Consider the following 23,668-nt stretch of genomic DNA (forward strand, 5'->3'; position numbering starts at 1 on the left):
GCCTTCCGCGCGTCCTAGCGCGCGGCCCCATTGAAGCGCGAAGGAATCTGGCGTCGAACTCCGGCGGGCGGCCACCTTCCGCGCGTCCTAACGCGCGGCCCCATTGAAGCGAGTTGCCCGGTCAGTGGTCGCACATCGAGCGGCACCTTCCGCGCGTCCTAGCGCGCGGCCCCATTGAAGCTGCATTGCCTCCAGCTCGGCAATCGCGTGCCAAAGCCGCCTTCCGCGCGTCCTAGCGCGCGGCCCCATTGAAGCAAGATAGAGCGTCAGCGTGCCGTTTTGCGCGACCGGTCCTTCCGCGCGTCCTAGCGCGCGGCCCCATTGAAGCGGTGGCGCCGACCTCGCGGACTCGGATGAAGCCGTCCCTTCCGCGCGTCCTAACGCGCGGCCCCATTGAAGCTGAAGGGGCGAGCCGCGAGTGGGCGATTCGTAAATCCCTTCCGCGCGTTCCAACGCGCGGCTCCATCGAATAACTGCGGGCAACTGGCGATGCGTCGCGATGTCCGGCACAGGTCCGGGCGTTTGAATCCGGGTCTTCCGTTGTAGCCTGAATCTTAAAACTAGTTTTGGAATTAGCCCTGTTCCCCAACCGCGGATTGAACTTGGCAGCGCGAAGTGGAGACTGAGCGGCAATTCGGCCCGTCCTCTCGCAAAATCAACCATGCGGCCGGATCAACGTGTGATTCTCCTCCGGCGGTCTGCTGCGTCGCCTTCACAATCTGCAATTTCCCTCCGCCATCCTCTCCCAGCTAAATAAACGGCGAAAATGCGTCATAAGACTTGGACGACGGCTTAGCCGTCAAATTTTGGCCAAGTCTCGGAGGAAAAAGTGAACAGTCTTGAAGCCGGAGACGAGAACAAGGATCGCGATGCCAACATCAATGCTGAGAGAACGGACAGTTCGAATCGAGGTAAAGCCTTGGCTCAAGAATTGGGAAGGATGATAGGGCGTTATCTCGCTGAGCGTGAGAGACAGTTGCGTCAAGAAGCGGCAGACTCCTGACCGCGCGAGTTCAATCAGCTTGCTTCCGCTTTTCTGAGCCTGATCGATTTGCCAGCGATTTCGTAAGTCTTAACCGCAGTTGACGGACAGACTCCAGCCCTATCGAGTCATTACTACGTCCGCTGAGGTATTGAGTGAACGCTCGATCCAGCAAGCCGACACTGCCGTATTTGCGGTCGCCGTACCGCGCATTGAGGGCACGAATGCGGTAGACGAACAGGACCAATTGCCATCCAAAAGTCAGGTAGCCCGAAGTCGCTGGCGCGCCTCGAAGCCACGGTTTGACGTGCTCAATGTTCTCCGATCTGTGAACTCTGTTGAGCAAATCTCGGACAGTCAGTCTGCTGTCGGCCAAGGTGGCCCAAGGCAGGAACACGTGCAGTCCCGATTCGTTTAGGTCGGCCGACGGCATGGCCGCCTGTCCGCCGACGGCAGCGTCTAAGGGGGTCGGTAACTCCCATGTCGCGAATCGTTCTATGCCCCATTTCCGTTGTAGGCCGTGGAGAAGTTTAAGCGGTTTCTGAAGTCGCTGCGGGATTTGCAATTTCGAATCACGATCATCGGAACTGACCAAGGACGGAAGCGGGCATAGTTTCGCGATTGAACTCTCATGAGAGCCTAGCAGCTGACGCCGCTCGTTAAACATTTCTGTATCGAGGATGAGGTAAGCGGTGTAGGCACACCTCAAGCGAATGTTCGCCTGAGAATCGACCCCGGCCCCTGCAGACCGACGGCGAATGGGCGCTGTCTTTAAAGAGATCTGAAATTGCTCCAAGGGCGAATTCGTTATGGACCGGCCGTTGCAAAATCCGATGCCAGGGCAAGCCGCTAATGCCCGTTCGAACTGTGCGTCCCGACGGGAGAGGAGCGACGTACCGGTTTTCTCGATAACGAGGTCGAGCAGCGGTCGAGGCAGGCTGTAGATCGTCTGCCCGGCTGCCTCGACCTCCTCAGGAAAGTGATCACGAAGTTTTGTGAACTTCGGGCTGATTGTCTGTCGTTCGTCAAATGAGGTCATGACATGTCGTGCCGGTGATCACTTCGTTAGAAACTTACGCTTAAGTCTCACTATGCGCAATTTCGCGAGAGAAGTCATGGTCAAGCTATACAGCAAAGAAATTCAGCCAATTGCAGCGCGATGGACGGCAGCAGCACAAAAACGAAAAACCCGACAGCCCGTAGCGATGCGTGGACTCGGGCTGAACTGAACGGAAAACATTCGTTTCCGTGTCGATGCGGCCCTACGCTCCACATATGTCGTCGACGCGGTAATTTTGTCGCGAGGTTTCGATTTCAGAAACGACAGCTATACGAGACACTGGGCAAAAAAGAAGAGGAGGCTTTCTCGCAGCTCTGTGAATTGAAAGCCGAACTGGACGCTGGCCGATACTGCCCACAATCGGAACGGAAGCCCCGCATGATTGCCAAGCGGACTTCGGTCAAATTGACGCTCGATGAACTGTGCAACGCGCATTTAGAAGAATTGCGGTCTCGCAAAGGGAACACAACGGCCACTACTTATCGCAGCCGCCTTGTCGAAGTGCTGGCGTTTGCAGCGAAACCTGCGCAACGAAAGTATCGCTACGCGGAAGAAATCGATCGTGAATTCGTCGTCAATCTTTCAAGCCACCTACACACGACGAAAACAACCCGGAACGGAAAGGCAGGCGGCATCGCGAAGACAATCAGCGCAAAACAAATCCGAAACTCGCTCGAAACACTTCGTACGATTTTGAATTGGGCGAAGCAACCAGCCGTTTGTAAGCTGCCGCTCGACTTCGTTGTCCCGGTTACAAAGGACATTCTGCCGCCTCAACCAAAGGCCGACCCGTTACGTGAATCACCTGCAAAGATTGAACAGCGCGTTGAGGCAATTTCACGCATGGACGCGTTCGAGCTCTGCGTGTTTGGGCCTTCAATGCTCTTGGCACAGCGTCCGGACGACCTTTGTGGACTTCTCACAACTGATGTCGACTGGGAGCGGCGGAGACTACGGTTCGGCGTCCACTTCGAGGGCGCGGACCACACGAAGGGTCGCACGTCTTTCCAAGTCGTCTTTCCGCCCGAGTTAGATCCACTTCTTTTTCGCCTTGTCAAAACGCGAACCGAAGGCCCGTTACTTCTGTCTGCTCAAGCGTTTGCAAACTCCGCGCGTGATTCAGCGACTGTAGGTGGCATGACAGTTCGTCCGTTGTATGAGCAAGCCCTTGAAAGCGAAGGCTCTGAAGAAATCCAGTGCGACAATGATCGCAAGCGAGTCTATCGTTCCGTCCTTAAGAAGCTTGGCGGAATGACCCCCGATCTGATGGGGAAGGACTTCGACCGATTCCGTAAACGCGAACAACTTGCGTTACCTAGCATCGGTCAATTCAGGCACGCCATTACACACGACATGAAACAGTCGGGAATGGGGATCCTGGAACTTCGTTATCTGACATCGCACTCCACCGATGACATACTAAACGAATACACCAGCATTGACATCGTTGGGGCTATGGAGAAGTATTTCGACATAGTTGATCCGATTCTTGTTGCGATTCGCAGTAGAGGTCGCGAACTTGGATTGACTGAGCCACAGCAGCCGAACAATGACTGCCGGTGCTCGGCTGGTGCACAATCGGTGCACACGATCATCAAAGTGACTTCGGCGGATAAATTTGATGCTTCTGCGCAGGAGCGATGTAACTCCTGCAATTTCTTGACTTAGTGTTCCGGATTCGAGCAAAGACGGTCGGCTATTTGGTGATTGACAGGAAGGGGGCGGAGAATCCCCCCCTCTCCGCTTGATTGCAGGCCCTTGAGACATAAGTCGTTGTCTTGAGGGCTGTTGCATTTCCGAGGCGTGCTCGGAGCGACCCGTTTGTGGCGTCATTTGTGGCGTTTTGTGGCGGGGGCGTTCTCCGAAAGATGTCTCGATGCCCCAGAAAAAAAGCTTCCGGATCGGTCGCGTGCGCGGCGATCTCCGCGGTCGGGTGTGGTACCTGACCTATCACGAACAGGGCCAGCGTCAGCGGCCGAGGGTTGGCCCGTCACTCGATGAAGCCCGCCAGACGGCGGCCCAGATCAACGGCCAGCTGGAGTCAGGACAGACGGCTCTACTGACCTTTGATCGAATCGGTATCGACGAGCTTCGCTGCCGCTGGCTCGACTACCACGAGCATGTCCGCCGATCGTCACTGCAGACCCTGCGACGCTATCGCACCGCCACACAGCACCTGATCGATTTCCTTAATAGATCGCCGGTCCGTTCGGTGGCCGAGTTGCTCGCCGCAGCCGATGAGTGGCTCTTCCCGATCGCTGCGACGTTGGCCTTCACGCGGATGCGTCCGGGCGAAGTCGTGCACTTGTTCGTTGAAAACTTTGACCGTGATGAGGGACTGCCGCACGTTCGCTGTCGACCCGAACTCGCTACGCCTAAGACCTTCCGGCACCTCTTCGCCGCGACGCAACAGCAACGGCGCGTCGATCCACTCCTCTGCAATCTATTGATGGGCCACACCCCCGAAGACGGCGGTAAGCATCGCACCGGCCCCGGCATGACCGCCGTTCACACGCACACGCGGGTAGAGACGCTCTGGCAGCGGCACGCGGCGACCCTTATGCGCGCAGGACGAGGCTCAAGCGGAGCTGCACGGCCGCTGAAAAGTCGAACGCACCATCGGCTGGCTTAAACAGTTTCGTCGTTCGGGAATGCACTGGGAATATCACGCTCACCACTTCGCAGGCTTCTGGCAACTCGGCTGCCTGTTCAGTATTCTGAGAGGGTGATAGGACCGGTCATAGAAAGCCCAGAAGTATGAGAACATCGACGGCCGCGCTGGCCTTAATCACAAACTCCTCACCGCAGGGTCCTCAATTCTTAACGCAATGGAATGAGGGCTGGGAAGGATTAAGGCTGATCGGTGGGCATTTGGGATCGGGTGAATCGTTCCACGAATGCGTCCTGCGTAAGACGTGCGAAGAATTACAGCTTTGCGAGACTGATTTGAACATTGCCCCGCGGCCAGTCGCTCATCTTAATTTTCAACAATTCTCCGAGCGGGCACGGGTGGTCACGAAGTATCGTTTCGAGATGTATGATGTCTCGCCGCGAGATCGCGACCAACTCGTGGCTATCGCCGCTCGGCCGGAAAATGAATGGGTGACCGAAGAAGAAATCGGGCGTGGCCAGACCCGCAACGGTCGGCCGATCAGCCGGACCGTCCGGCTTCTGCTGGAAAAGAGCGGTCGAATTGAGGCGGAACGCGATCCCGAAGTCTTAACGATTGGTGTCACGGGGCATCGCAACTTAGAGCCGCAGGATTACAGCGAGACTCGGCTGGCCGTTAATTTGGCGTTCGATGATGCCGAGGAGTTGGCCCAGGGGCGCAAGATTGAAGTGCTGTCGCCTCTCGCCGAGGGGGCCGATAAATTGGTGGCGGAGGCGGCCTTACAACGGGGGTACGTATTAAAGGCCCCGCTGCCGTTGCCGCTTGAATTTTATGAAACGGACTTTGACGGTCGCGCCCTCGATAGTTTTCGGCATCTTCTCAAGCAGGCAAGGGAGTGGTACAGCCTGCCGCTGCCGGGTGATGTGCATCTTAATGACTTGCATACTCACGGCCCGGATCGCAATCGGATGTATGCCGCCGTCGGCGAGCACGTCGTCGACCGCTGCGACATCCTGTTCGCCCTGTGGGATGGCCGCGAAAGCGGCCAAACCGGCGGCACCGATGACACGCTCAAATATGCCTTGCGGGAACGAATCGGGACCGAACCCCTGGGGGTCAAGCACATCCGCGTCGAGCGGGCGGGGGGGACATGAACAGCGATTCAACAAATCTTCACAAAGTGCCCGTATTGTTCTGATGGACGCAGGGGCAGTCAACGGCCGGCGGGAGGAAGTGGTGCCATCTGAACTTTGGAAAAATTGGGTCGAACCGTTCGACCTCTTCATCAGCTACGCGCGAAAAGACAATTCGGGTGAAGTAGAGCGATTGGTCGACGAAATTGTTGCCGAGATCGAGCGGGATCACGAGAGCTTCTCGCCGGGTGTCACGCTGCGTGTTTTCTTCGACAAGACGAGCATCGTGACCGCGCAGCTTTGGCGAGAAAAACTTCGCGACGGGTTGCGGCAGTCCAAGCTGATGGTCGCGATACTTTCGCCAAACTATTTCGCGAGCGAGCACTGTCGGTGGGAGTGGGAAGAGTATCTGCGGGTCGAACAGGCCCGCACCTATCCCGGCGAGGCACTGACGCCGATATTTACCATTCCGGCACGAGACCTCGATGCCCGCGGGGCGTTACTTCCCCCGGATCGCCCGTGGCTCGAACAGGTTCGCGAGAGGCTCCGCCAACTGCCGCCGGAGGAGGGGACACCCAAAGCGAGAAAGCCTTCGTTGCCGCGATACGGAAGGACCCTCACCGCCAACGCGAGTTTGTAGTTGAAAAGCCGCGGTTTAGTGAAATCTTGGCCGTTTAAATGGGGCTGCAACCAGATCAGAATTTTTCGCGTTAGTTTTCGACCAGATTTCATAAGTTTCTCTGGACTCAAATAAAATCCGCGACGCCTTTCTCAAGAACATTGCACGGGAGATTTGTGATGCCGAATCGATCCATTACCAGCCGCGAGGCGGAGTCGGCGCTGCGACCTTGGCACCGCTACCGGGGCATGCTCAGCCGTCGATTTCTCACATTTCTTATCGCTTTGGCTTTGGCACTCGTCGTGGTGACCGGCACCGGATTCTATGTAGGTCACGTTAAGGAGTATAATGCGGCCTGGGACAATGGGGATTGGGGGACACTCGCCTCACTCACGAGTGCGATGGTCTACGAGATCGGGCAGGTCTTCACGCTTGAGATGGAAGATCACCTGATCGACTCAGATAATTCGGAGAAAGCGAGCGACACGCCGATCAAGCGCAAGGCAAGCCCTTGGTATGCGGTCGCCCGGTTTCTCGCGGTTGTCTTCGTGGGCATCCTGGCGCTGAAGGCGATTCTGTTACTGCTCCGAACCGTTCGACGCGATGCCATGCGCACGAGCCGGCGTGGTCATAATGTCGTTTGCGGCATTGGTCGAATCGGGACTGCCGTAATTGAAGAAATTCGGCTCGATGTGCTCACCTGGGGCGACGTTTTCGCCCAATGGTGGAACCCGTGGCGGATCGGTACGGGCATTCTTACGAAGCTGTTTGGCTGGATTCGTTCGAAAATCAAAAGAGAAACGCCGAAAGATGTCGTCGCGATCGATTCGGACGTGAAACGCTGGAACCAGCGGAGAGTTGAAGATCGGGATGCGATCGTCTTGCATGCGGATGCGACCGACATCCGTTCGTTGTATCGAGCTCGCGTTCACAAGGCGGCGCGGCTGTTTGCAGTGACCGGTAGTGATGAAGCGAATATAGAAATCGTGACTGACACCTATCGTCTGATCGAGATTGAAAAGCGAAAACTGCCGAAGCCGCTGGAATGCTACGCACACGTCAGCGATCCAGGATTAGAACAAGTTCTTCGCTCCCACCTGCCGTCGGAAGAGCAATCGCAATTGCGGACGCACACCTTCAACGTCTTCCAGATCGCGTCCCGTCGCCTCCTGATCGACCATTTATTAAAGCATCGACCGCGTGGAGAAGAAGTTGCTCTCTACATCGTGATAGGGTTCGGTCAGATGGGACAAACGCTCGTGCGATATCTCTCGGAGCAGGCTCACTTTGAGAACCGGAAGCGGGCGCGATTTCTCATATTGACCGGAGAGTCTGAAAACTCGAGCGCTACCGCTGCGGAAGTAGCGGATGCGTTCTTGAGCCGGTGGGGGCAGTTCTCTCCCCGAGCCGTCGCAGATTCATGGGCCGACATCCGACGTCATTTCAAATCCGCATGCGACAGTTGGGATTGTCAGGACGATCGGCTCGACCCCCATTACCGTACGGGAAATCCGGACGCGGTCGAATACGCCGCGAACGCCGTTTTTGCTCGCCTTCCCAAATATCCCGCTGACCTGCGATTCCTGCATCACTTGGACAAAATTCTTTCCGATCCGACGGTTCGTCCGGCACTGATGGTCTGCTTTGACGACGATGACCGGAATTTCGCCACGGCGGGAGAACTCCGCTTAAAGTTGGCGACGTTCGCTAATGTCGATGCCGAACGACTACCAATCTTTGCCAGCCTTCCGCGTCAGCAGGCTCTTGCTGACTTTTTGGACGACATAAAGCAGGACGTGATTCCATTCGGCCGGTGCGAAGATGTCGCGACACTCGATGAAATTACGAATTCTATTACGGAGCGTTTGGCACTGCACATTCGTGCGAACTACAAAAGGGAGCGACTCAGAAGTCGCGAGGAGGAAGACGCCTACCGTCAGAAATTTTTTCAGGACACCGCCGACTTTCGGCATTCGAATCTAATGGCCGCGGAGCATGCGATGGTCAAGCTCGCTTGCCTCGGATACGGGTGGCGTCGGCCCGGGGAAAGTCTTGATGGCCTTCCGGTCGTCCGCACATTGGAGGAGCCGGACAGGGTGCTGCTGGCTCAAATGGAACACAACCGTTGGCTCGCCGAGCGCCTACTCGCCGGTTGGCGTTATGGCAAAGGAAAAGATTCGCAGCCGCGACGAATCTCATTTTGCACTTGGGATAAGCTGAGCGACCAGGCGCAAGAGCAAAAGAAAGATCTTCGCCAAGTCGATCTCGTGTTCGACGTCCTCCAGAGCGAATTGTTCGAAATGACGATCGTCAAATTGAACCGCGCCGAAGATGTTAGTAAGCAGCAAACGATCGATCGAGCCCCGATAGATGCAGAGCAGCCCTCCGTCACGGCTTCCGGATAGGCCATAACCTTAGCGAGAATCGAATCGTCCGGCACAAGGTCACTTTTTAAAACCCCTCCCGGGCAGCGAGGAAATTCTTAGACATTCGGAGCGGGCGGTTCCTAAAAGAAGGTGCTTCATGATCGCAAGATATCCCGCCTATTGGCCGAAATGGAGCACAATCGGTGGTTAGCAGAGCGGCTGATGGCCGGGTGGCAGTATGGAGAGCGATCCGAGCAGCCTCCGCGTCGAACGTCACTCATCGCTTAGGACGCGCTCCCGAGCGACGAGAGTCAGAAAGATTTCTCGCAAATCAATCTACCGATCGATCTCGCCACCGATCCTCCGTTCGGCCTAAATATCTTACGGCGCAAGCGGACGGCGGGACCTCTGTAGAGGCCTGCCGAGGCGATCGCAGCCGTAGCCCGAATGAGCCGAAGCCGGTCGGACAGGCAAGGGTGATTCTCATGGCTCGGAACCGGTCAAAAGATTGAGTTCGAACTTGGTGCCGTCGGAGGACTTAAGCGACGGCATCCAAGACTATGACCGCAATATCATTCGGGATTTTCCGATCACGCTCGAGATAGTCGACCTCCACTTGAAAGACGCACACGATCCGCCGCCGACCGTGTTCGGTTGCTCCACCGGATCGAGAGCTAGCGGCTCGAGCTTACTGATTTCGCGAGCCGCGTCTTTGTGATGGAGGTGGAAGTAGTGCTGTGTCATCGCCGGATCATGGTGCCCCATCCACGACATGGCTGTCTGCTGGCTGACACCCTGACGGATCGCCTCACTGCAGAAGTGATGTCGGAACGAATGAAGCCGCCTCTCGGCGAGAAGCCTGTCTCCGGGAAAGTCTTCTTGTATCAGTCGGAGCGACTTGGCAACGAACCGTTCCCGCCAACGGAAGTGAGTCTGATTGGTCTCGCCGATGTGCCGGCAGACATAACCGGCGGTCTTGCCCTGCGAAAGCCGTACTCCGACCTCGCGCGGGTGCCCGATAATCTGCTCATTCATTGATCGCTTCCGCAGCATCGAATTCCTACTCGGTCCGGGATGCTAATCGAAATTTTAACACAACAAGTGGCGTCAATTTGAGTTGGCGAGGTAGATGAATGCGGACGTATCCGCACCTTCGCGGCCCATTTCGCTCTTCAAGGCAGGCTCGAACTGGTCAGCCTGCAGAATTCTCTTGATGTCTACTACCGGAGACTTTTCGGCGACGCTATTGGGAGAGTAGTGGCAGCCCACAGAGTCGCCCTGCTCGGAAGTTCGTACCATACCATTGGGCTTGCTTTGCCGTGCGAGGTTGCTAAAGATGGATTCGGGTTGGCCGGACCCGCTGTGACTGCTGATGAGCCTGCGTCTGACGATGCGCCGAATCGTCCGAAATCTCGTTGTTGCACTACTGGTGCCGCCGCATCTTTTTGTGGCGTGCTTCGGAACGCTGCTGCACGTCCACGTGCCAGACTGCGTTTGCTCGTTCCACGCTGAACATGGGCATGAGCATAGCGCGCATTGCGGCACTCATCGGCATCGGCCTCATCACGGGGCCGGGCATTCCTGCCACCACGATCACGGGGACGCAAAGCAGCACGCGGTTTCCGAGCAAACAGAGCCGTCGAGCTCTGAAGATCAGCGACGGTCGAACCCGCCGCACGATCACCGTGATTGCCAGATCTGCCAGATTTTGGCGCAGGTCGGTTTTTCGACTTCTGCTCCGGCTGCTTCTGACGTGCAGCCTCTGTTCTTCCGGTTCGTGGTCGACGGGCCGCAGATTGTCGAGTCTCACCTCGCAAGCGAGCATCATCCGCGCGGCCCGCCTCTGATCTAGGGCGGATGTCCGGTGAGTGTCGTAATTTCCGCGGCGATCCCTGCAAATATGCAGGCGCTGCGCGCTCGGTAGTTGCGACCGATCGTCCGGATCGGCTCGAGAGCTTACGTCCTGTCAGTGTGCGGGTTTCGGTCGCCATCCTTGCGAAGTCGCAAGCGGTGTCAGCCTGATCACCGCTCTGCAACGCAGGGACCTGCTGTCGTTCCGTCGCCGACCTTCGCTGCTATTTGAAAAACGCTCTGGCGTGTCCGGTCCCGCTTCCGTGACAGCGCCCGAAGTGTGAGTTGCTTCAAAGGCTCAGTTCTTTGCCGGCTTGGCCGGTGAAGCTCCCCGTTGCGGTGAGTCTGCCGACTAACCGCGTGGTCCGGCCAGTCTGCGCGAGCAGTCCACCGCAGCGGGGTTTCTGCAAGTTTCTACGAACCACGAAAGCCGTCTACTTCGTCTTTTGGCGAAGTGACCGGAGTTCCGCGCATCGCGCGACATTTTCATCACCAGCATCTATAGGAGTTAGAAGATGCGTTTCCACAATGGCATACGACAATCCCGCGTGGGTTTCACTTTAATCGAGCTGCTCGTCGTGATCGCGATTATTGCGATCTTAATCGCCCTATTGCTTCCTGCAGTGCAACAGGCTCGTGAAGCTGCGCGGAGGAGTCAGTGCAAGAACAATTTGAAGCAGATGGCGCTCGCGATGCACAATTATCATGCGACCCACAGCGTGCTCCCGCTGACGAGTTTCAACCTCGGAAGCAATCCCGCACCGGGAACACGCCACACCGGATTTTCGCCACAGGCGCAAATTCTGCCGTATCTGGAGCAGGCGAATCTTTATGACTTAATCGACTTCGATGAGCCGCTGTTGAACGTGGCACTACCGCCTTGGGCGACCAACCTTAATACTGTTCACGAAGTCGCGGCCCGCACGCGGGTTGATACATTTCTCTGCCCGAGTGATCCGGCCCAGGTACTCTTTGACGATGGCGGCACACTCTACGCCGGTCATAATTACATGGTCAATCTCGGCTCGGGTCGCGTTCGGTCTTACTATGACTCCGCCCCGGACCCCGCCGACTTGTGCGACGGACTGTTCTATCGTGGCTCAAGAATTAAGTTTCGAGACATTACCGACGGATTGTCGAATACCGTGCTGCTTGCCGAAACCACCGGCGGAGCAAAGGTGGGATCAATTCCCGGTGCCACCGCCGTTACGGATGTCCGCACACAGATGAAGCGAGTCGATTCAGACCCTCCCGGTGGCCCGCTCGCGGACGACCTGTGGGCCCTGCCTTTTGACTCAGCGGACGGTCGCCGGGGCGGAAGCTGGATTCGCGGGCTCGGTTATTTCGTCTACGTGACCGGGTTCCGCGGGCCGAACAGTCCGGAACCCGACGTTGCCAATCATGGGAACGGTCTCGTCACGCCTCGTAGCTATCACACGGGCGGCGCGAACCTCGCGCTGGCGGACGGCAGCGTTCGCTTCGTTTCCGACAGCGTCGACCTCGAGACCTTCCGGAATGCCTTCGCGAGAGACGACGGCCAGGTCATGGGAGAGTTTTAATGCGGTCGACATTCCTAAAGTCATTCATCCCATTACTGGATCAACGAATGAAGAATATATTTAATCTCTGCGTTCTCTTCCTGCTAATGTCGGGATCGGAATCTTACGCCGGCGACGCGGGTCCGACTGGCACCCGCCTGTTCTATCAAGACGAAAATGCCGCGGTTCTCCGTTGGCTTGACGTGTCCGGAGCGAACCAGCCGCAATTCGGAAGTGATTCCGTGGTGACCGGATTGCCGAAGCTGGATTCGGAACGTCAACGACTTGTTCAAATGCAGCCGCTAGGGAAGTACCTTGTGGTCGGCGTTCGTGATGATGCCGAAGGAGAACACGGTAGCGGTTGGATCGCGGTTCGGACCGGAGTCAACGGAAGCCAACACGGCAACCACTCACACTGGTCCTATAAAGATAAACCGGAAACCGCCTCGATTAATATTAATGCCGCTCAGGGGAACCCCGCACACGTATACCGTTACGGAAACGCGGTTTACTTAGCCAACGATACCAAGAATGGATTTACCCGGCTTGATGAGCGGGCAATCGACAGCGGCGAAGCCCTGAAAGAAGGCTTCGGCTTTCAATCGGGTGGGGGTGGTCACATCACCCTTTCGGTTATTTCCGACCGAATCGGCTATAGCACGTGGATTGACGGTGGCGGTCCGAACAAGGGTCGTGTCGACGTCGTGCGACTGAAGCGCAGCGGCGGCGGCGAAATTGCCTACTCTTTGCACCTCGAGCACGGCGTGCTCCACGGGGCTACCATGCGTTACGGCAAAGCTTTCTTCGCGCCCTCTTCCGGCATCTACTGGCTAAAGGCTGATTCGACGGGACGTCAATCACCCGAATCAGTTAAGATTCACCGAATCGACCTCGGTGTTAGTAGTGAAGACGAATCGCCACTTAGGGCCGGGTCGTTTACAGGCTATCGCAATTATGTCCTTTGCACCGTTGGAAAAGGGTCCGATGCAAGCCTGTGCCTGCTTGATGCGAGGCGGACGCCGCCGGCGATGACCATGTTGCCTCTTAATATCGACGAGGGGTTGTCGCCAGTCGGTCTCAAGGTTGTCCGCACCATTGCGGGCAAACGACTCGCGTTCGTCTTCGCGGACAAGCCGGGCGACGTGGAGCGAGATGAATTCTTAAAGGTGATTGATCTCGACCCCAACGGCAACCTCAGATTCGACGAAGCCAAAGTCACTGCGACGTTGAGTGTCGGAGCGAGCGAAGTCGTTGGGCACTCCGGGCACCACGCGATCACGTTCGATGCCGACGGACGGTTTGCGTACTTCAGTAATCCCGGTGACGGAACGCTTTCAACTTTCTCGCTGACCGACCTTGTCGTCGTTGCAGAAACACCCGTGGAAGGTAAGCCGGGGGCCCTGATCGCGATCGGCGGTCGAGAGGTCAAGCACTAATTCGATTCCGCCTGGAGGTCTCCGTTCCGGAGGCCTCCGGGTCTTCTAATGTCCCGTCAAATCACCTGCCGATTGAGGCAATGCCGTGTTCGCCCACATTCATGTTCAAGAAATGACGCTCGGTCTCGGGCTGCTGTTCGGAGCATTACATGCTTTGGAACCGGGGCACGGGAAGACGGCCCTGTTCGTGCATTTGCTCGACGGCCGCCGAAGTCGCTGGGTGCCGTTGACGATGGGGCTTTCCACGGCCGTCTCACACACGCTTTCCCTGCTGCTGATCGCCTTTTGCGTTCACGGCGTCACACACATGATCGCGCACGGAGTCGCCGAGTCGGTGGTGCCGGAGACGATGCGCTGGGTGAGCGTGGCCTTAATTCTTGGCGTCGGCGGGTGGATGCTCTTCACCGCACTCCTCGCAAAAAATCAACAGTCAAGCTGCGGCTGCGGCGCTCATCAACACGAAACGCATCAGTTGGACGAACATCACCACGGTCACCACGCGGCTCAAGAAACCGATCACGCAGTCGCCGGGAAGAGCGATCTGAGAACGACGGCGCTGCTGGGAACAGCCGTCGGCTTATTGCCCTGCCCATCAGCGCTAGCGGCCTATTTGACCGGCATGGCTTCCGGCGACCCGGCTGACGGGTATCTGATCATCGTGGCATTCGGCATTGGGATCGCCGTGTCGATTTTCGGAGTCGGCCTGGTGCTGCAGTGCTTAAGCACCAAGCTGCTACCGCTTCTTAAAATGTCCGACCGGTCGGTGCGTCGCTGGAACATCGCGCGGGCGGTCTTAATTCTATTCGTCGGTCTGTCTTATGCGGGCTGGCTCAGTTACGAATCTATTTTGCCGATATCGAATTAGTCGGCGTGCGGTAAGGATCGCTTCATGAAGACGACGTATTTCAATCTTGATGGCCTGGGGATGTGCGCTTCTGGGCTCTGCATGTTGCATTGTCTAGCGCTCCCGCTATTGCTGACAATAGCGCCGATCTGGGAACTCATGCAGAACGAGCCGCTCGCTGATCAATCAACGGCAGCCGCTGTCTCGATTTCGACTGAAGCCCCTGCCGAAGTGGAAAGGTGTTGTTCCACGGCGGCCTGCTGCACGGAAGTGGGAGGTAGCACTAGCGCCCATGAAACGGCCGGATGCTGTTCTTCGCCGTCGGACTTCTGGTTTCACACCTTCATGCTGGCCACCATTGTTCCGCTGGGGTTGGCCGCATGGGGCTTCGGCTTCAGGCAGCACGGTGACGTGCGTGTGCTTTATCTTGGCGCGTCCGGCACTTTGCTCCTGCTGGCGGCGCTGTTATTCGGACACATGCTCCCGCTGACCCGTGGCGAACAAGCCGTCAACATTACCGGTAGCATTTTCTTAATTTCTGCCCACGTATTGAACCGCCACCAATGTCGTTGCTGCCGCGAAGGTTTGTGTTCTAAAGCTCCTCAGCAGGTTGCCCTGACGAACTTGCAGGTCGAACATCCGGCCACAAGTTAGAGACCGTTGCAAATGAAATTTTACAAGATCGATAAAAACAGGGACGCCGAGTTATCGGCGAATATCTATGACTCAAAAATTACCCGTGACCGTCCTCTCCGGTTTCCTCGGTGCCGGTAAAACGACGCTGCTCAATCATGTCCTCTCAAATCGGGAGGGCCTGCGCGTCGCGGTCATCGTGAACGACATGTCCGAGGTCAATATCGATGCCGCGCTCGTTGATCGCGATGCAGCCCTCTCGCGGACCGAGGAAAAGCTCGTTGAAATGTCCAATGGTTGCATCTGCTGCACCCTGCGCGATGACCTGCTGCAAGAGGTCGCCCGGCTCTCGAAGGAGGGACGCTTCGACTATCTGCTCATTGAAAGCACCGGCATCAGCGAGCCGATCCCGGTCGCGCAGACGTTCACCTTCGAGGCCGAAGATGGTACGAGCCTCGCCGACGTGTCTCGGCTCGACACGATGGTCACCGTCGTGGATGCCGCGAACTTTCTGGATGAATATGAAGAGGCCGATTATCTCAAAGATCGGGGTGAGTCGCTCGGCGAGGAAGACGAGCGAACGGTGACCGACCTTCTGTGCGATCAGGTGGAGTTTGCCAACGTCATTTTGGTGAATAAGACTGATCTCGTCGATTCCGAAGAATTAAATCGCGTTGAAGGAGTCATTCGAGCCCTCAACCCTGCCGCGAAGCTCATTCGGACCAGCCGCAGCCAAGTGGACCTGTCAGAGGTCCTTGACACTGGTCGCTTTGACTATGAGAAGGCCGCGAGTTCGGCGGGCTGGATTCGCGAAATGGAAGGGAAGCACACCCCGGAGACAGAGGAGTACGGCATTAGCAGCTTCACCTTTCGCGACCGTCGGCCGTTCCATCCGCAGCGATTCTGGGACTTCATTCACGACGACGCGGTCTGGGACGGCATCGTTCGCAGCAAAGGATTCTTCTGGATCGCGACGAAGGATCAAGTTGCCTACGAGTGGTCGCAGGCCGGCGGAGTGAGCGACCACCGCCCCGTCGGAGTCTGGCAAGCCGCGCTGCCCGAAGAGTATCGGCCCGCCGGGCTGGAAGAGTCGCCGGAGTGGCATCCCTACTTCGGTGACCGGCACCAGACGCTCGTTTTTATCGGAATCGGATTGGACGAGAGTTCGCTGCGTCAACGTCTGTCGGAATGCCTCATGTCTTCCGGAGAACTGGCTCAAAGCGTTGAAACACTCACATCGACCGCTGATCCGTTTCCTCCGGTCGATTTTCGGCCAAACGATGAGGAGGTGCCGGTGTGAGTGCGACCCGAAATCGAAACCGAAATCAAAATAAACGGCGACGGTCAGGCAGCGGGCGGTCGAAACCGTCCGCGGAGCAGCAACTCTTCACCACAACACAGCAGCGCGAAGCCGCCGAAGTGTTCGATCTGCAAATGTGGTGCTGGGGCTGCGATATCAAGCGTAAGGAAGGGAACCTCCTAGCCGAGTTTGGCCTGACGCGACGAAAGCCGCTTAACAAGAGCGGGAAGCCCGACCCGAAGATCAGTTCCGGTTATCACGGATTCCATCACGATTTAGAAGTTGCACTCTGGGGCTGGGGTGTCCTCGCATCGCATCAGTCAACTGGGACACTCTTCATACGTCGGGACGGCTTTCAGCCAAGGCTGATCGCGCCGATCAGACACGACTCGGTGTCGGTACTCGCAGATGTACTCGACACTTCGATTGATGACTTGAACATCGCGCATCGCTTGAGTTTGCAGCTCTTGGAATTCTTCACCGCATACGAGACGTGGGCACTACTGCAAACGGGAGAGGAGCATCGCAGCCTGTGCGAGAGCGAACGGAACAAGAAGTGGTCCATTGCCGCGTGCGATCTGGCCACGTTCTGGCAGGACTTTCGAAATTCGCTCGCGAACGGGGGAGCGTCCTAATGAAAGACGCCCAAATTCTCCGGTGGACATCGTCGCCCCTGATCGACTTGGCCAGGCAATTGGTCTTCTTCTATGCCGTCCTTGCGACCTGCTATTGGTCTGGCATTTGGGTCATCTCTTCCGACGGCCTTTATCTGCCTATCTGTAATGCGGTTTTGGCGATCACGGTTCTCCGTCTGCCGTCTTGCCGATTCACCCGCCAGAACCTGATCGGAATCGCCCTTTCTCTGGCAGCGCTATCCACCCAGACCACTGTTTCTCGTCCGATCGAATTTGATACGATGACGCCGGTCCGGCCCGAGTGTCTGGTTGTTCTACTATTCGCTATGCTTGTCCTCGAATTTATCGAACAGGTCGGCAGTGGCGGTAGAGCCGGTCAAAGTCGCGGCGGGGATGAAGAGTGACGAATCGTCAAAATGTGATTTGGTGGACAAGCCGCGGGCTGATCGGATTGGGAGCCGCCGCGGCTCTTGTCTATTTCATCGCGATTCCGACGTGGGACACGATTGATTACGTCTTCTTCGAGCAGCCGCAATCTGAAGTTCTCGAAGATCTCACGATCGCCGAGCAAATTCGCATCCGCGGCATGGAGTTCTTTACCGCCACCTGGTTCGCCGCGTTGGGGGCCGTTGTTGCCAGCTATTTGAATGTCATCGCCTACCGCATGCCGATCGGCAAAACGGTTTTCGCGAAAGACTCGGCGTGCCCCTCGTGCGGCAGCCGCATCCGGATGGCTGATAACATTCCGATCATCGGCTGGCTCCGCCTCCGCGGTGAGTGCCGCGACTGCCAGGAACCAATCTCCGTCCGTTACCCACTTGTTGAATTTGTCGGCGCCGCGATTTTCTTAACGCTCTATATAGTCGAAGTACTCAGCGGCGCAGAAAATATCCCGAATACAACGCGCTATTTTTATCGCGGCGCCCTGTGGATCGTGTGGTACACCAAGTGGGATGTCATTGGGCTCTATTTTTACCACTGCCTGCTGCTATCCTCGCTGTTGACATTCGCACTCTTGGGGATTGATCGCCACCGCGTGCCGTGGTTCGCGTTCACCACCGCGGTCGTGTTCGGCCTTGTTCCACCTCAAATCTGGACACACCTTAATCCGATCGCGCCGATACCCGGGGATGTCTTCGCTGAACTTTTCCCGTTCGAGCCGCAGAGACTGAGCGGCGTGTGCGGCCTTTTGGCCGGAATGATTCTGGGTGGGGCAATCGACCTTAGCATTAATCGCCTGTTGCGCCGCCCTTCGTGGGAGTCGCTTTGCGGGCTGGGAGTCGCGGGCACGTTTTTGGGGTGGCAGGCCACATTAGCCATTGCGTCAGCCCTCTGCAGCGTTTTAATCATCATCTTGGCGGCTCGAGTCATGTGGAAGCCAACTTTCACGATCCCAGCAAACGGCTGCCTCTGCTTTGTAACCCTTGTCTTTCTCTGCAGTTGGTCGTGGCTACTTAAAAGCTATGGATCGCTTTGGCCGTAGATTGTTCGCAGAATTTTTGGGATGAATGCGGGTAACTTCATCTGGTTTAAAAACCGCTCGCAACTTTAGGGCCTCTCGGATGGAGAACTTTCCGAGTGTCCGTGGGTTACGAAATAAATGATATCGAACAGGATATTAAAAACGACCAACCCGACTTGTTTGAGCGACGAGAATCTTTGTCCTCCGAGCGTGTGCAAAGCGACGGTCTGAAGAAGCAGATTCGCCAAGCGTTGCTCGACGAACCGCCCGAATTGCTAGGCCTTTCTGCCGTTTGAAAAGGCGGTCGATAGTCAGCGGGATGCGGTCGCGGAGCAAGCCTTGTTTGATTGTAACCGCCTCGATGAGACGAAAGAGCGGACTTCCAACTTGGCTTGTGCTACCGACGCAAGAAGCCTCCGGAGAATTGTCGAGGTCGCCAGCTCGCGTGGGCGATTGAATAGTGCTTCGAGCAGTTCGAGCAGGAGCCCAGACTCAACGAATATGAAGTCCGGTTATGAGGTGTCTTGCACCGGCACATCACGCTTTCCATGGGTGCCTTCTCAGATCTGGCGATCATCCGCACCGCAGCATTCACAACCTAAAGAGGCAGGTTGAGAGAGAAAATGGTTCGCCAATCGTGCCAGAATTTCGCCGTGTGCCCGTGAGGGTTGCCCTAACAGACCGGCCGAGGTCCGAAATCCGTCTTAATTTGGCCAGAGTGGTGACACCGCCACCTTTTCATCGCGTGCTGCTGCTTAAAACGCGGATTTCCTCCGCCAAAATCGGCTGTTTTAATTGGCTCTAGGATGACAGCGTATGACTTACGCCGCCTCGTCTTGACGTAGCGTGAAAGCAATCCGCTTCTTCGCATCCCCCTTGTGCCTCATTGCTCGATTGTCCGACTTTAAACTTAAAATTCAGTTGAAAACTCGCACACGGTACCGACAAGGGGATAGAGAGCAGGTCACCCACGCCCTATCAAACCATGTTACTGGTTTACGTCGACTCGATTCGGTGTCGTACCAACAGTCGATCTTTTCCAGTGCCATGCAGAGGCTTGCTGATGGCGAAGCTTTTTCGGTTTTCCTGCCATGTCCTGTGTTTCGTTTTAAAGCGCTCCCCGATGCCGCTGGGAATTGACTTAGGCAGATCATAGTAGGAAACTGATGCCTCGAAGCTCATTCGATTTGTTGTTGCGAAGTGACCATGTCGCCGGTTGCTTCTCTTCATGTCGTGGGAGACTTTCTCGCTCGACGACTCTCTCGAAGAGATCGAGTGGCGCGCAGCGATCGATGCCCAGAGAATACAGGTACGGAACCAATATGTTTCGAGTGTTGCTCAACAGTCAGGCCGGTTGTCGAAGGTCTTTCCCTCGCGATTTGCTACACCAGAAGATTAGACAAGCCTTTATGCTTCTTGCGGTCGCTTGCGCACAACTTTTTTCTAGCCAAGCAATTTTTGCCAATCAGCCAACTCGGCCGAATATCATTCTGATTATGGCGGATGATATGGGCTACTCGGACATTGGCTGTTACGGGGGCGAGATCGAGACGCCGAATCTCGACAGGCTCGCCGCGGGCGGGGTGCGGTTCACCCAGTTTTATAATACGGCCCGATGCTGTCCGACGCGGGCCTCACTGTTGACGGGATTGTACCAGCATCAAGCGGGCATCGGGCACATGCAGAATGATCTCGGCTATGATGGATATCGTGGTGACTTAAATGACCGCTGCGTCACGATTGCGGAGGTCTTAAGAGAATCGGGCTATGGCACATATATGGCGGGTAAGTGGCATGTGACCAAGCACATCGGCCCCGACTGCCCAAGGCACAATTGGCCGCGGCAGCGCGGGTTTGATCGCTTCTACGGCACGATTACCGGGGCGGGGGACTTTTACGATCCGCCGACGCTCACCCGTGATAATACGATGCTCACGATTCACACAGATAAAGAGTATCCGGCGAAAGACTATTATTATACGGACGCAATTAGCGACCACGCGGTTAGATTCATTGGCGAACATCTTGACAACGACGCGGACCGGCCGTTTTTCGCTTATGTGTCTTACACGGCAGCGCACTGGCCGATGCAAGCGCCGGACGAGGCTGTGGGAAAATATGAGGGACGCTATGCCGGCGGTTACGCTCCGATCAGGCGGGCTCGCTTCGACAAAATAAGAGAATTGGGTCTGATTAATTCATCGTGTCAATTAACCGAATGCGTGGGCGAATGGCCAAATGTGAAACATAAGGAATGGGAAGCCCGCTGCATGGAGGTCTATGCGGCGATGGTCGACGTGATGGACCAGGGGATCGGGCGGATCGTTAAAGAACTTGAGAGGCGAGGGGAACTTGATGAGACGCTGATTCTATATTTGCAAGACAATGGCGGCTGTGCCGAGGGTACGGGTCGAAGGCCCCGGCCCGATTTCTCGAAACGCCCTGCGAGCGCACCCTTTAAGCCGCTCGCCGCCGATGAGATTGTGACGACTTACAAACCCAGTCAGACGCGTGACGGCTATCCGATGCTTCGAGGTCCACAGGTGATGCCGGGGCCGCGGGACACCTTTATTGCGTACGGGAAAAACTGGGCGAATGTTTCCAATACGCCTTTTCGCGAATATAAGCACTGGGTGCACGAAGGAGGGATCTCGACCCCATTGATTGCTCATTGGCCCGAAGGCATTCGCGAACCGGGGCGGCTTGTCCATGATCCGGCCCATTTAATCGACATCATGGCCACCTGTGTGCATATCGGTGACGCGCCGTATCCGACTGAAAAGGGTGACGTTGATGTCGTCCCGTTCGAGGGGACGAGCCTTGTTGGCGTCTTTCGGCAGACACAACCGATCTACAAACGAGCGATATTCTTCGAGCACGAAGGTAACCGGGCCGTCAGAAAAGGTGATTGGAAGCTCGTTGCCAAAGCGGGGCGTCCTTGGGAACTGTACAATATGGTCAGTGACCGCAGCGAAACGACCGACCTCGCCGAAGATCGCCCAGAATTGGTCGATGGCCTTAAGACGGAGTGGAATAAATGGGCAGATCGAGCGAACGTCCGCCCGTATGATGTCTGGCGAAAAAGCCGCAATAAATAGATGCCTCGTTTTTTTAGGGTGGCCAATAAGCTGAAGGCTCTTTTCGCTGCACAATCCGGACTCGGGCCGGACCACTCTTAATTTATTCGGATCGCCGCATTACATGTTCGGATTATTTCGTGGTTGGCGACGCGGGAGGCTGAAGAAGAAGCCATTTCCCGAGCAGTGGGAGCAATGGCTGAATGAGAACTTCACGCAATTCCGAATGCTGCCGGTCGAAGACCAGCAAGAGCTCCGCAAGAGTGTGCAGATCTTCGTGGCGGAGAAGCATTGGGAGGCGGCAAAGGGCTTTCAATTGACAGAAGAAATGAAGGTGATCGTCGCCGCGCAGGCCTGCGTGCTGACGTTGGGCTTTCCCGGCGACTACTTCGACAATCTCAGCAGCGTCATCTTATTTGAGGATGAATATAGCCGGAAGACATCGGGGCTCGAACGGCGCGGATGGGTGGCGTCGATGGAAACCGGCGTCCGTTACGGCGAGGCGATGCTGCATGGCCCGGTGGCTCTTTCGTGGGAAGATACGCTTCGCGGTGCCCGAATTCCCAACGACGGATTCAATCTGGTTTACCACGAATTCGCACACATCCTCGACTTCGCTGATTTCTCCGTCGACGGAATTCCGTCCGCCTTTGGACTCGAAGACCTCGATCGCTGGAAGGAGTCGTTTACTCGGGAATATCACAATCATGTCCGCGCGACGCGTCAGGGAGAGCACACGCTGTTGGGCCGATACGCCGCGACGAATCCGGCGGAGTTTCTGGCGGTGGGCACGGAGGTGTTCTTCGAAAAGCCACGCCTGATGCAAGTTCGCCTGCCGCAATTGTTCGATCTGTTTCGAGAGTTTTATCGGCAAAATCCCGCGGAGTGGAAAGCGGACGAAACTCAGGAATCGTGACGTGGATCGGCCGGGCGGTCGTGCGTTTCGGCCCACTGACGCACGTGATCGGCGGTGGCGTTGTTGACGAAGTCGTCCGGGATCAAGAGGTCTTCGAGGATACGTCCTTTAATGACGGTCTCTGCGATAATCCGCGGCACGTCGTCGATCGTGACGTTTCCATAATGGATTCCATGAGGATAAATGATCACGGCAGGGCCGTACTCGCATTGCTCCAGGCACCCGGCGTGATTCGCTCGGACATCGGGACCGAGGCGATGCTTGGCGATTTCTGCCTTGAACGCGGCACGCAGCGATTGATCGGCCAACGGATCGCAGCAACCGCGGCGATGGTCGGGTGATCGCTGGTTCCCGCAGACGAAGATATGGTGTGTGAATGCGGGCATGGGTCAGTCTGCAAATCCGATTGCGATTGTCGTGGTTGGGGAGGGAGCGAACCGGTGTCGCCCGCTACAATAAACCGACGCACGTAGTTTGGGAACGAGATCGAGTGATCAGGAAGTCGGTCGGAGCAGCCGAATGTGGGTGAAATTCTGCGGATTGACGTCGGTCGAGGCCGTCCGGTCGCTGTCTTCCCTGCAGCCGGATGCACTGGGGCTGAATTTTTATGACCGATCGGTCCGGTGCGTCAGCGTGCAATTGGCGCAGGAGATGACCGAGGCGATTCCGCCTTCTATCGCGAAGGTCGGCGTGTTCGTGAACCAGATTCCCGATGAAGTCGTCCGGCACGTCAGTGAGGTCGGCCTTGATGTCGCGCAATTTCATGGCGATGAGTCACCGGAGTTGCTGCTGGCGTTTCGAGAACGGCTGCCCGATACTAAGGTCATCAAAGCCGCGCGGATGACGCCGTCGTTCGAAGACGACTTTCCTGATTACCTGGCGGAGTGCGACAAGCTCGATTGCCGACCGGACTATTGCCTGATCGACGCGCATGTCAAAGGTGAGTACGGTGGGACAGGGGCGACGCTCGAATGGTCACGTCTCGCCGAAATCGATCGGGCCGGTTGGCCGCCACTGATCTTGGCTGGCGGATTGGTGCCCGAAAACCTGGCCGAGGCAATCGCGACAGTCAGGCCTTTTGGGGTCGACGTCGCGGGGGGAATCGAAGCGTCGCCGGGCGTCAAAAACTTTGATCGAGCACGGCGATTCATGAATCATTGCGAGCGGCGCGATTGATCCGTTCTCCGTGCGCCGTAGAAATGAGA

The 23,668-nt window shown here is 56.6% G+C and carries 22 protein-coding genes and 1 CRISPR repeat array; of the genes, 18 read left to right on the forward strand and 4 right to left on the reverse strand.

Annotated features, from left to right (window positions below; all coding sequences use genetic code 11):
* Window position 1 precedes the first annotated feature (1 nt).
* A CRISPR array of direct repeats spans window positions 2-472; the repeat unit is 36 nt; unit sequence CCTTCCGCGCGTCCTAGCGCGCGGCCCCATTGAAGC.
* Between the two features lie 541 nt (window positions 473-1,013).
* On the reverse strand, window positions 1,014-2,021 hold the full coding sequence (locus Pan189_RS06090) for a hypothetical protein (protein ID WP_145363062.1): 1,008 nt from the start codon (window positions 2,019-2,021) through the stop codon (window positions 1,014-1,016).
* 399 nt (window positions 2,022-2,420) lie between these two features.
* Here Pan189_RS06090 and Pan189_RS06095 point away from each other — a divergent pair, with 399 nt between their 5' ends.
* The 5 genes from Pan189_RS06095 (at window position 2,421) to Pan189_RS06115 (ending at window position 8,810) form a co-directional block, all read left to right on the forward strand.
* Entirely contained in the window at window positions 2,421-3,710 is a 1,290-nt protein-coding gene (locus tag Pan189_RS06095; protein WP_145363063.1) for a phage integrase SAM-like domain-containing protein, read from the forward strand.
* A gap of 208 nt (window positions 3,711-3,918) precedes the next feature.
* On the forward strand, window positions 3,919-4,674 hold the full coding sequence (locus tag Pan189_RS06100; protein ID WP_145363064.1) for a hypothetical protein: 756 nt from the start codon (window positions 3,919-3,921) through the stop codon (window positions 4,672-4,674).
* A 125-nt stretch (window positions 4,675-4,799) separates the two neighbouring features.
* Window positions 4,800-5,807 carry an NUDIX domain-containing protein gene (locus Pan189_RS06105; protein ID WP_145363065.1) on the forward strand — a complete coding sequence of 336 codons (1,008 nt, stop codon included), beginning with the start codon at window positions 4,800-4,802 and terminating at the stop codon, window positions 5,805-5,807.
* A gap of 82 nt (window positions 5,808-5,889) precedes the next feature.
* Complete coding sequence (locus tag Pan189_RS21265) at window positions 5,890-6,426, forward strand: toll/interleukin-1 receptor domain-containing protein (RefSeq protein ID WP_310821158.1); 537 nt, start codon at window positions 5,890-5,892, stop codon at window positions 6,424-6,426.
* A gap of 158 nt (window positions 6,427-6,584) precedes the next feature.
* On the forward strand, window positions 6,585-8,810 hold the full coding sequence (locus Pan189_RS06115; RefSeq protein ID WP_145363067.1) for an NAD-binding protein: 2,226 nt from the start codon (window positions 6,585-6,587) through the stop codon (window positions 8,808-8,810).
* A 519-nt stretch (window positions 8,811-9,329) separates the two neighbouring features.
* Here Pan189_RS06115 and Pan189_RS21650 read toward each other — a convergent pair.
* Window positions 9,330-9,575: a hypothetical protein gene (locus Pan189_RS21650; RefSeq protein ID WP_375154907.1), complete on the reverse strand. Its 246-nt coding sequence runs from the start codon at window positions 9,573-9,575 to the stop codon at window positions 9,330-9,332.
* On the opposite strand from Pan189_RS21650, the gene Pan189_RS21270 reads away from it, so the two are divergent.
* Window positions 9,489-9,809, forward strand: coding sequence for a hypothetical protein (locus Pan189_RS21270; protein WP_310821159.1), 321 nt, complete (start codon window positions 9,489-9,491; stop codon window positions 9,807-9,809). The two genes, Pan189_RS21650 and Pan189_RS21270, sit on opposite strands and share 87 nt — an antisense overlap.
* A 69-nt stretch (window positions 9,810-9,878) precedes the next feature.
* Here the strand turns inward: Pan189_RS21270 and Pan189_RS06125 are convergent, their stop codons facing one another.
* Complete coding sequence (locus Pan189_RS06125) at window positions 9,879-10,070, reverse strand: hypothetical protein (protein ID WP_145363069.1); 192 nt, start codon at window positions 10,068-10,070, stop codon at window positions 9,879-9,881.
* A 1,067-nt stretch (window positions 10,071-11,137) separates the two neighbouring features.
* On the opposite strand from Pan189_RS06125, the gene Pan189_RS06135 reads away from it, so the two are divergent.
* The 11 genes from Pan189_RS06135 to Pan189_RS06185 all read left to right on the forward strand — a co-directional run bounded on the left by Pan189_RS06135 (window position 11,138) and on the right by Pan189_RS06185 (window position 22,463).
* Window positions 11,138-12,181, forward strand: coding sequence for a DUF1559 domain-containing protein (locus Pan189_RS06135; RefSeq protein ID WP_310821160.1), 1,044 nt, complete (start codon window positions 11,138-11,140; stop codon window positions 12,179-12,181).
* On the forward strand, window positions 12,181-13,596 hold the full coding sequence (locus Pan189_RS06140) for a lactonase family protein (protein WP_145363071.1): 1,416 nt from the start codon (window positions 12,181-12,183) through the stop codon (window positions 13,594-13,596). Before Pan189_RS06135 ends, Pan189_RS06140 begins: the two co-directional genes overlap by 1 nt.
* 85 nt (window positions 13,597-13,681) lie before the next feature.
* Window positions 13,682-14,461, forward strand: coding sequence for a HoxN/HupN/NixA family nickel/cobalt transporter (locus Pan189_RS06145; RefSeq protein WP_145363072.1), 780 nt, complete (start codon window positions 13,682-13,684; stop codon window positions 14,459-14,461).
* Between the two features lie 24 nt (window positions 14,462-14,485).
* Window positions 14,486-15,094 carry a MerC domain-containing protein gene (locus tag Pan189_RS06150; RefSeq protein WP_145363073.1) on the forward strand — a complete coding sequence of 203 codons (609 nt, stop codon included), beginning with the start codon at window positions 14,486-14,488 and terminating at the stop codon, window positions 15,092-15,094.
* Window positions 15,095-15,161: 67 nt separating this feature from the next.
* A complete protein-coding gene (zigA, locus tag Pan189_RS06155) occupies window positions 15,162-16,373 on the forward strand; it encodes a zinc metallochaperone GTPase ZigA (RefSeq protein WP_145363074.1) in 1,212 nt (403 codons plus the stop codon).
* Window positions 16,370-17,008 carry a hypothetical protein gene (locus Pan189_RS06160; protein WP_145363075.1) on the forward strand — a complete coding sequence of 213 codons (639 nt, stop codon included), beginning with the start codon at window positions 16,370-16,372 and terminating at the stop codon, window positions 17,006-17,008. Before zigA ends, Pan189_RS06160 begins: the two co-directional genes overlap by 4 nt.
* The gene (locus tag Pan189_RS06165) at window positions 17,008-17,412 is read left to right on the forward strand and encodes a hypothetical protein (protein ID WP_145363076.1); all 405 of its coding nucleotides are present in this window, start codon (window positions 17,008-17,010) and stop codon (window positions 17,410-17,412) included. The genes Pan189_RS06160 and Pan189_RS06165 overlap by 1 nt, the downstream gene beginning before the upstream one ends.
* Window positions 17,409-18,491, forward strand: coding sequence for an A24 family peptidase (locus tag Pan189_RS06170; RefSeq protein ID WP_310821161.1), 1,083 nt, complete (start codon window positions 17,409-17,411; stop codon window positions 18,489-18,491). The genes Pan189_RS06165 and Pan189_RS06170 overlap by 4 nt, the downstream gene beginning before the upstream one ends.
* Before the next feature lie 95 nt (window positions 18,492-18,586).
* Window positions 18,587-18,766, forward strand: a complete 180-nt coding sequence (locus Pan189_RS06175; RefSeq protein WP_145363077.1) for a hypothetical protein — start codon at window positions 18,587-18,589, stop codon at window positions 18,764-18,766.
* Window positions 18,767-19,879: 1,113 nt separating this feature from the next.
* Window positions 19,880-21,568: an arylsulfatase gene (locus tag Pan189_RS06180; protein WP_145363078.1), complete on the forward strand. Its 1,689-nt coding sequence runs from the start codon at window positions 19,880-19,882 to the stop codon at window positions 21,566-21,568.
* A 103-nt stretch (window positions 21,569-21,671) separates the two neighbouring features.
* Window positions 21,672-22,463: a M90 family metallopeptidase gene (locus Pan189_RS06185; protein WP_145363079.1), complete on the forward strand. Its 792-nt coding sequence runs from the start codon at window positions 21,672-21,674 to the stop codon at window positions 22,461-22,463.
* Here Pan189_RS06185 and Pan189_RS06190 read toward each other — a convergent pair.
* Window positions 22,451-22,849 (reverse strand): (2Fe-2S) ferredoxin domain-containing protein, encoded by a 399-nt coding sequence (locus tag Pan189_RS06190; RefSeq protein ID WP_310821162.1) that lies wholly within the window; start codon window positions 22,847-22,849, stop codon window positions 22,451-22,453. The genes Pan189_RS06185 and Pan189_RS06190 overlap by 13 nt on opposite strands.
* Window positions 22,850-22,982: 133 nt before the next feature.
* On the opposite strand from Pan189_RS06190, the gene Pan189_RS06195 reads away from it, so the two are divergent.
* A complete protein-coding gene (locus tag Pan189_RS06195; RefSeq protein ID WP_145363080.1) occupies window positions 22,983-23,639 on the forward strand; it encodes a phosphoribosylanthranilate isomerase in 657 nt (218 codons plus the stop codon).
* The last annotated feature ends 29 nt before the right edge of the window (window positions 23,640-23,668 follow it).

The sequence above is a fragment of the Stratiformator vulcanicus genome (genome assembly GCF_007744515.1).
GTDB lineage: Bacteria > Planctomycetota > Planctomycetia > Planctomycetales > Planctomycetaceae > Stratiformator > Stratiformator vulcanicus.

Coding starts and splice junctions, on each gene's coding strand:
- Pan189_RS06090 (WP_145363062.1), bottom strand. CDS start 2,021: ATGACCTCATTTGACGAACGACAGACAATCAGCCCGAAGTTCACAAAA.
- Pan189_RS06095 (WP_145363063.1), top strand. CDS start 2,421: ATGATTGCCAAGCGGACTTCGGTCAAATTGACGCTCGATGAACTGTGC.
- Pan189_RS06100 (WP_145363064.1), top strand. CDS start 3,919: ATGCCCCAGAAAAAAAGCTTCCGGATCGGTCGCGTGCGCGGCGATCTC.
- Pan189_RS06105 (WP_145363065.1), top strand. CDS start 4,800: ATGAGAACATCGACGGCCGCGCTGGCCTTAATCACAAACTCCTCACCG.
- Pan189_RS06115 (WP_145363067.1), top strand. CDS start 6,585: ATGCCGAATCGATCCATTACCAGCCGCGAGGCGGAGTCGGCGCTGCGA.
- Pan189_RS21270 (WP_310821159.1), top strand. CDS start 9,489: ATGGAGGTGGAAGTAGTGCTGTGTCATCGCCGGATCATGGTGCCCCAT.
- Pan189_RS06125 (WP_145363069.1), bottom strand. CDS start 10,070: ATGGTACGAACTTCCGAGCAGGGCGACTCTGTGGGCTGCCACTACTCT.
- Pan189_RS06135 (WP_310821160.1), top strand. CDS start 11,138: ATGCGTTTCCACAATGGCATACGACAATCCCGCGTGGGTTTCACTTTA.
- Pan189_RS06140 (WP_145363071.1), top strand. CDS start 12,181: ATGCGGTCGACATTCCTAAAGTCATTCATCCCATTACTGGATCAACGA.
- Pan189_RS06150 (WP_145363073.1), top strand. CDS start 14,486: ATGAAGACGACGTATTTCAATCTTGATGGCCTGGGGATGTGCGCTTCT.
- zigA (WP_145363074.1), top strand. CDS start 15,162: ATGACTCAAAAATTACCCGTGACCGTCCTCTCCGGTTTCCTCGGTGCC.
- Pan189_RS06165 (WP_145363076.1), top strand. CDS start 17,008: ATGAAAGACGCCCAAATTCTCCGGTGGACATCGTCGCCCCTGATCGAC.
- Pan189_RS06180 (WP_145363078.1), top strand. CDS start 19,880: ATGCTTCTTGCGGTCGCTTGCGCACAACTTTTTTCTAGCCAAGCAATT.
- Pan189_RS06185 (WP_145363079.1), top strand. CDS start 21,672: ATGTTCGGATTATTTCGTGGTTGGCGACGCGGGAGGCTGAAGAAGAAG.
- Pan189_RS06190 (WP_310821162.1), bottom strand. CDS start 22,849: ATGCCCGCATTCACACACCATATCTTCGTCTGCGGGAACCAGCGATCA.
- Pan189_RS06195 (WP_145363080.1), top strand. CDS start 22,983: ATGTGGGTGAAATTCTGCGGATTGACGTCGGTCGAGGCCGTCCGGTCG.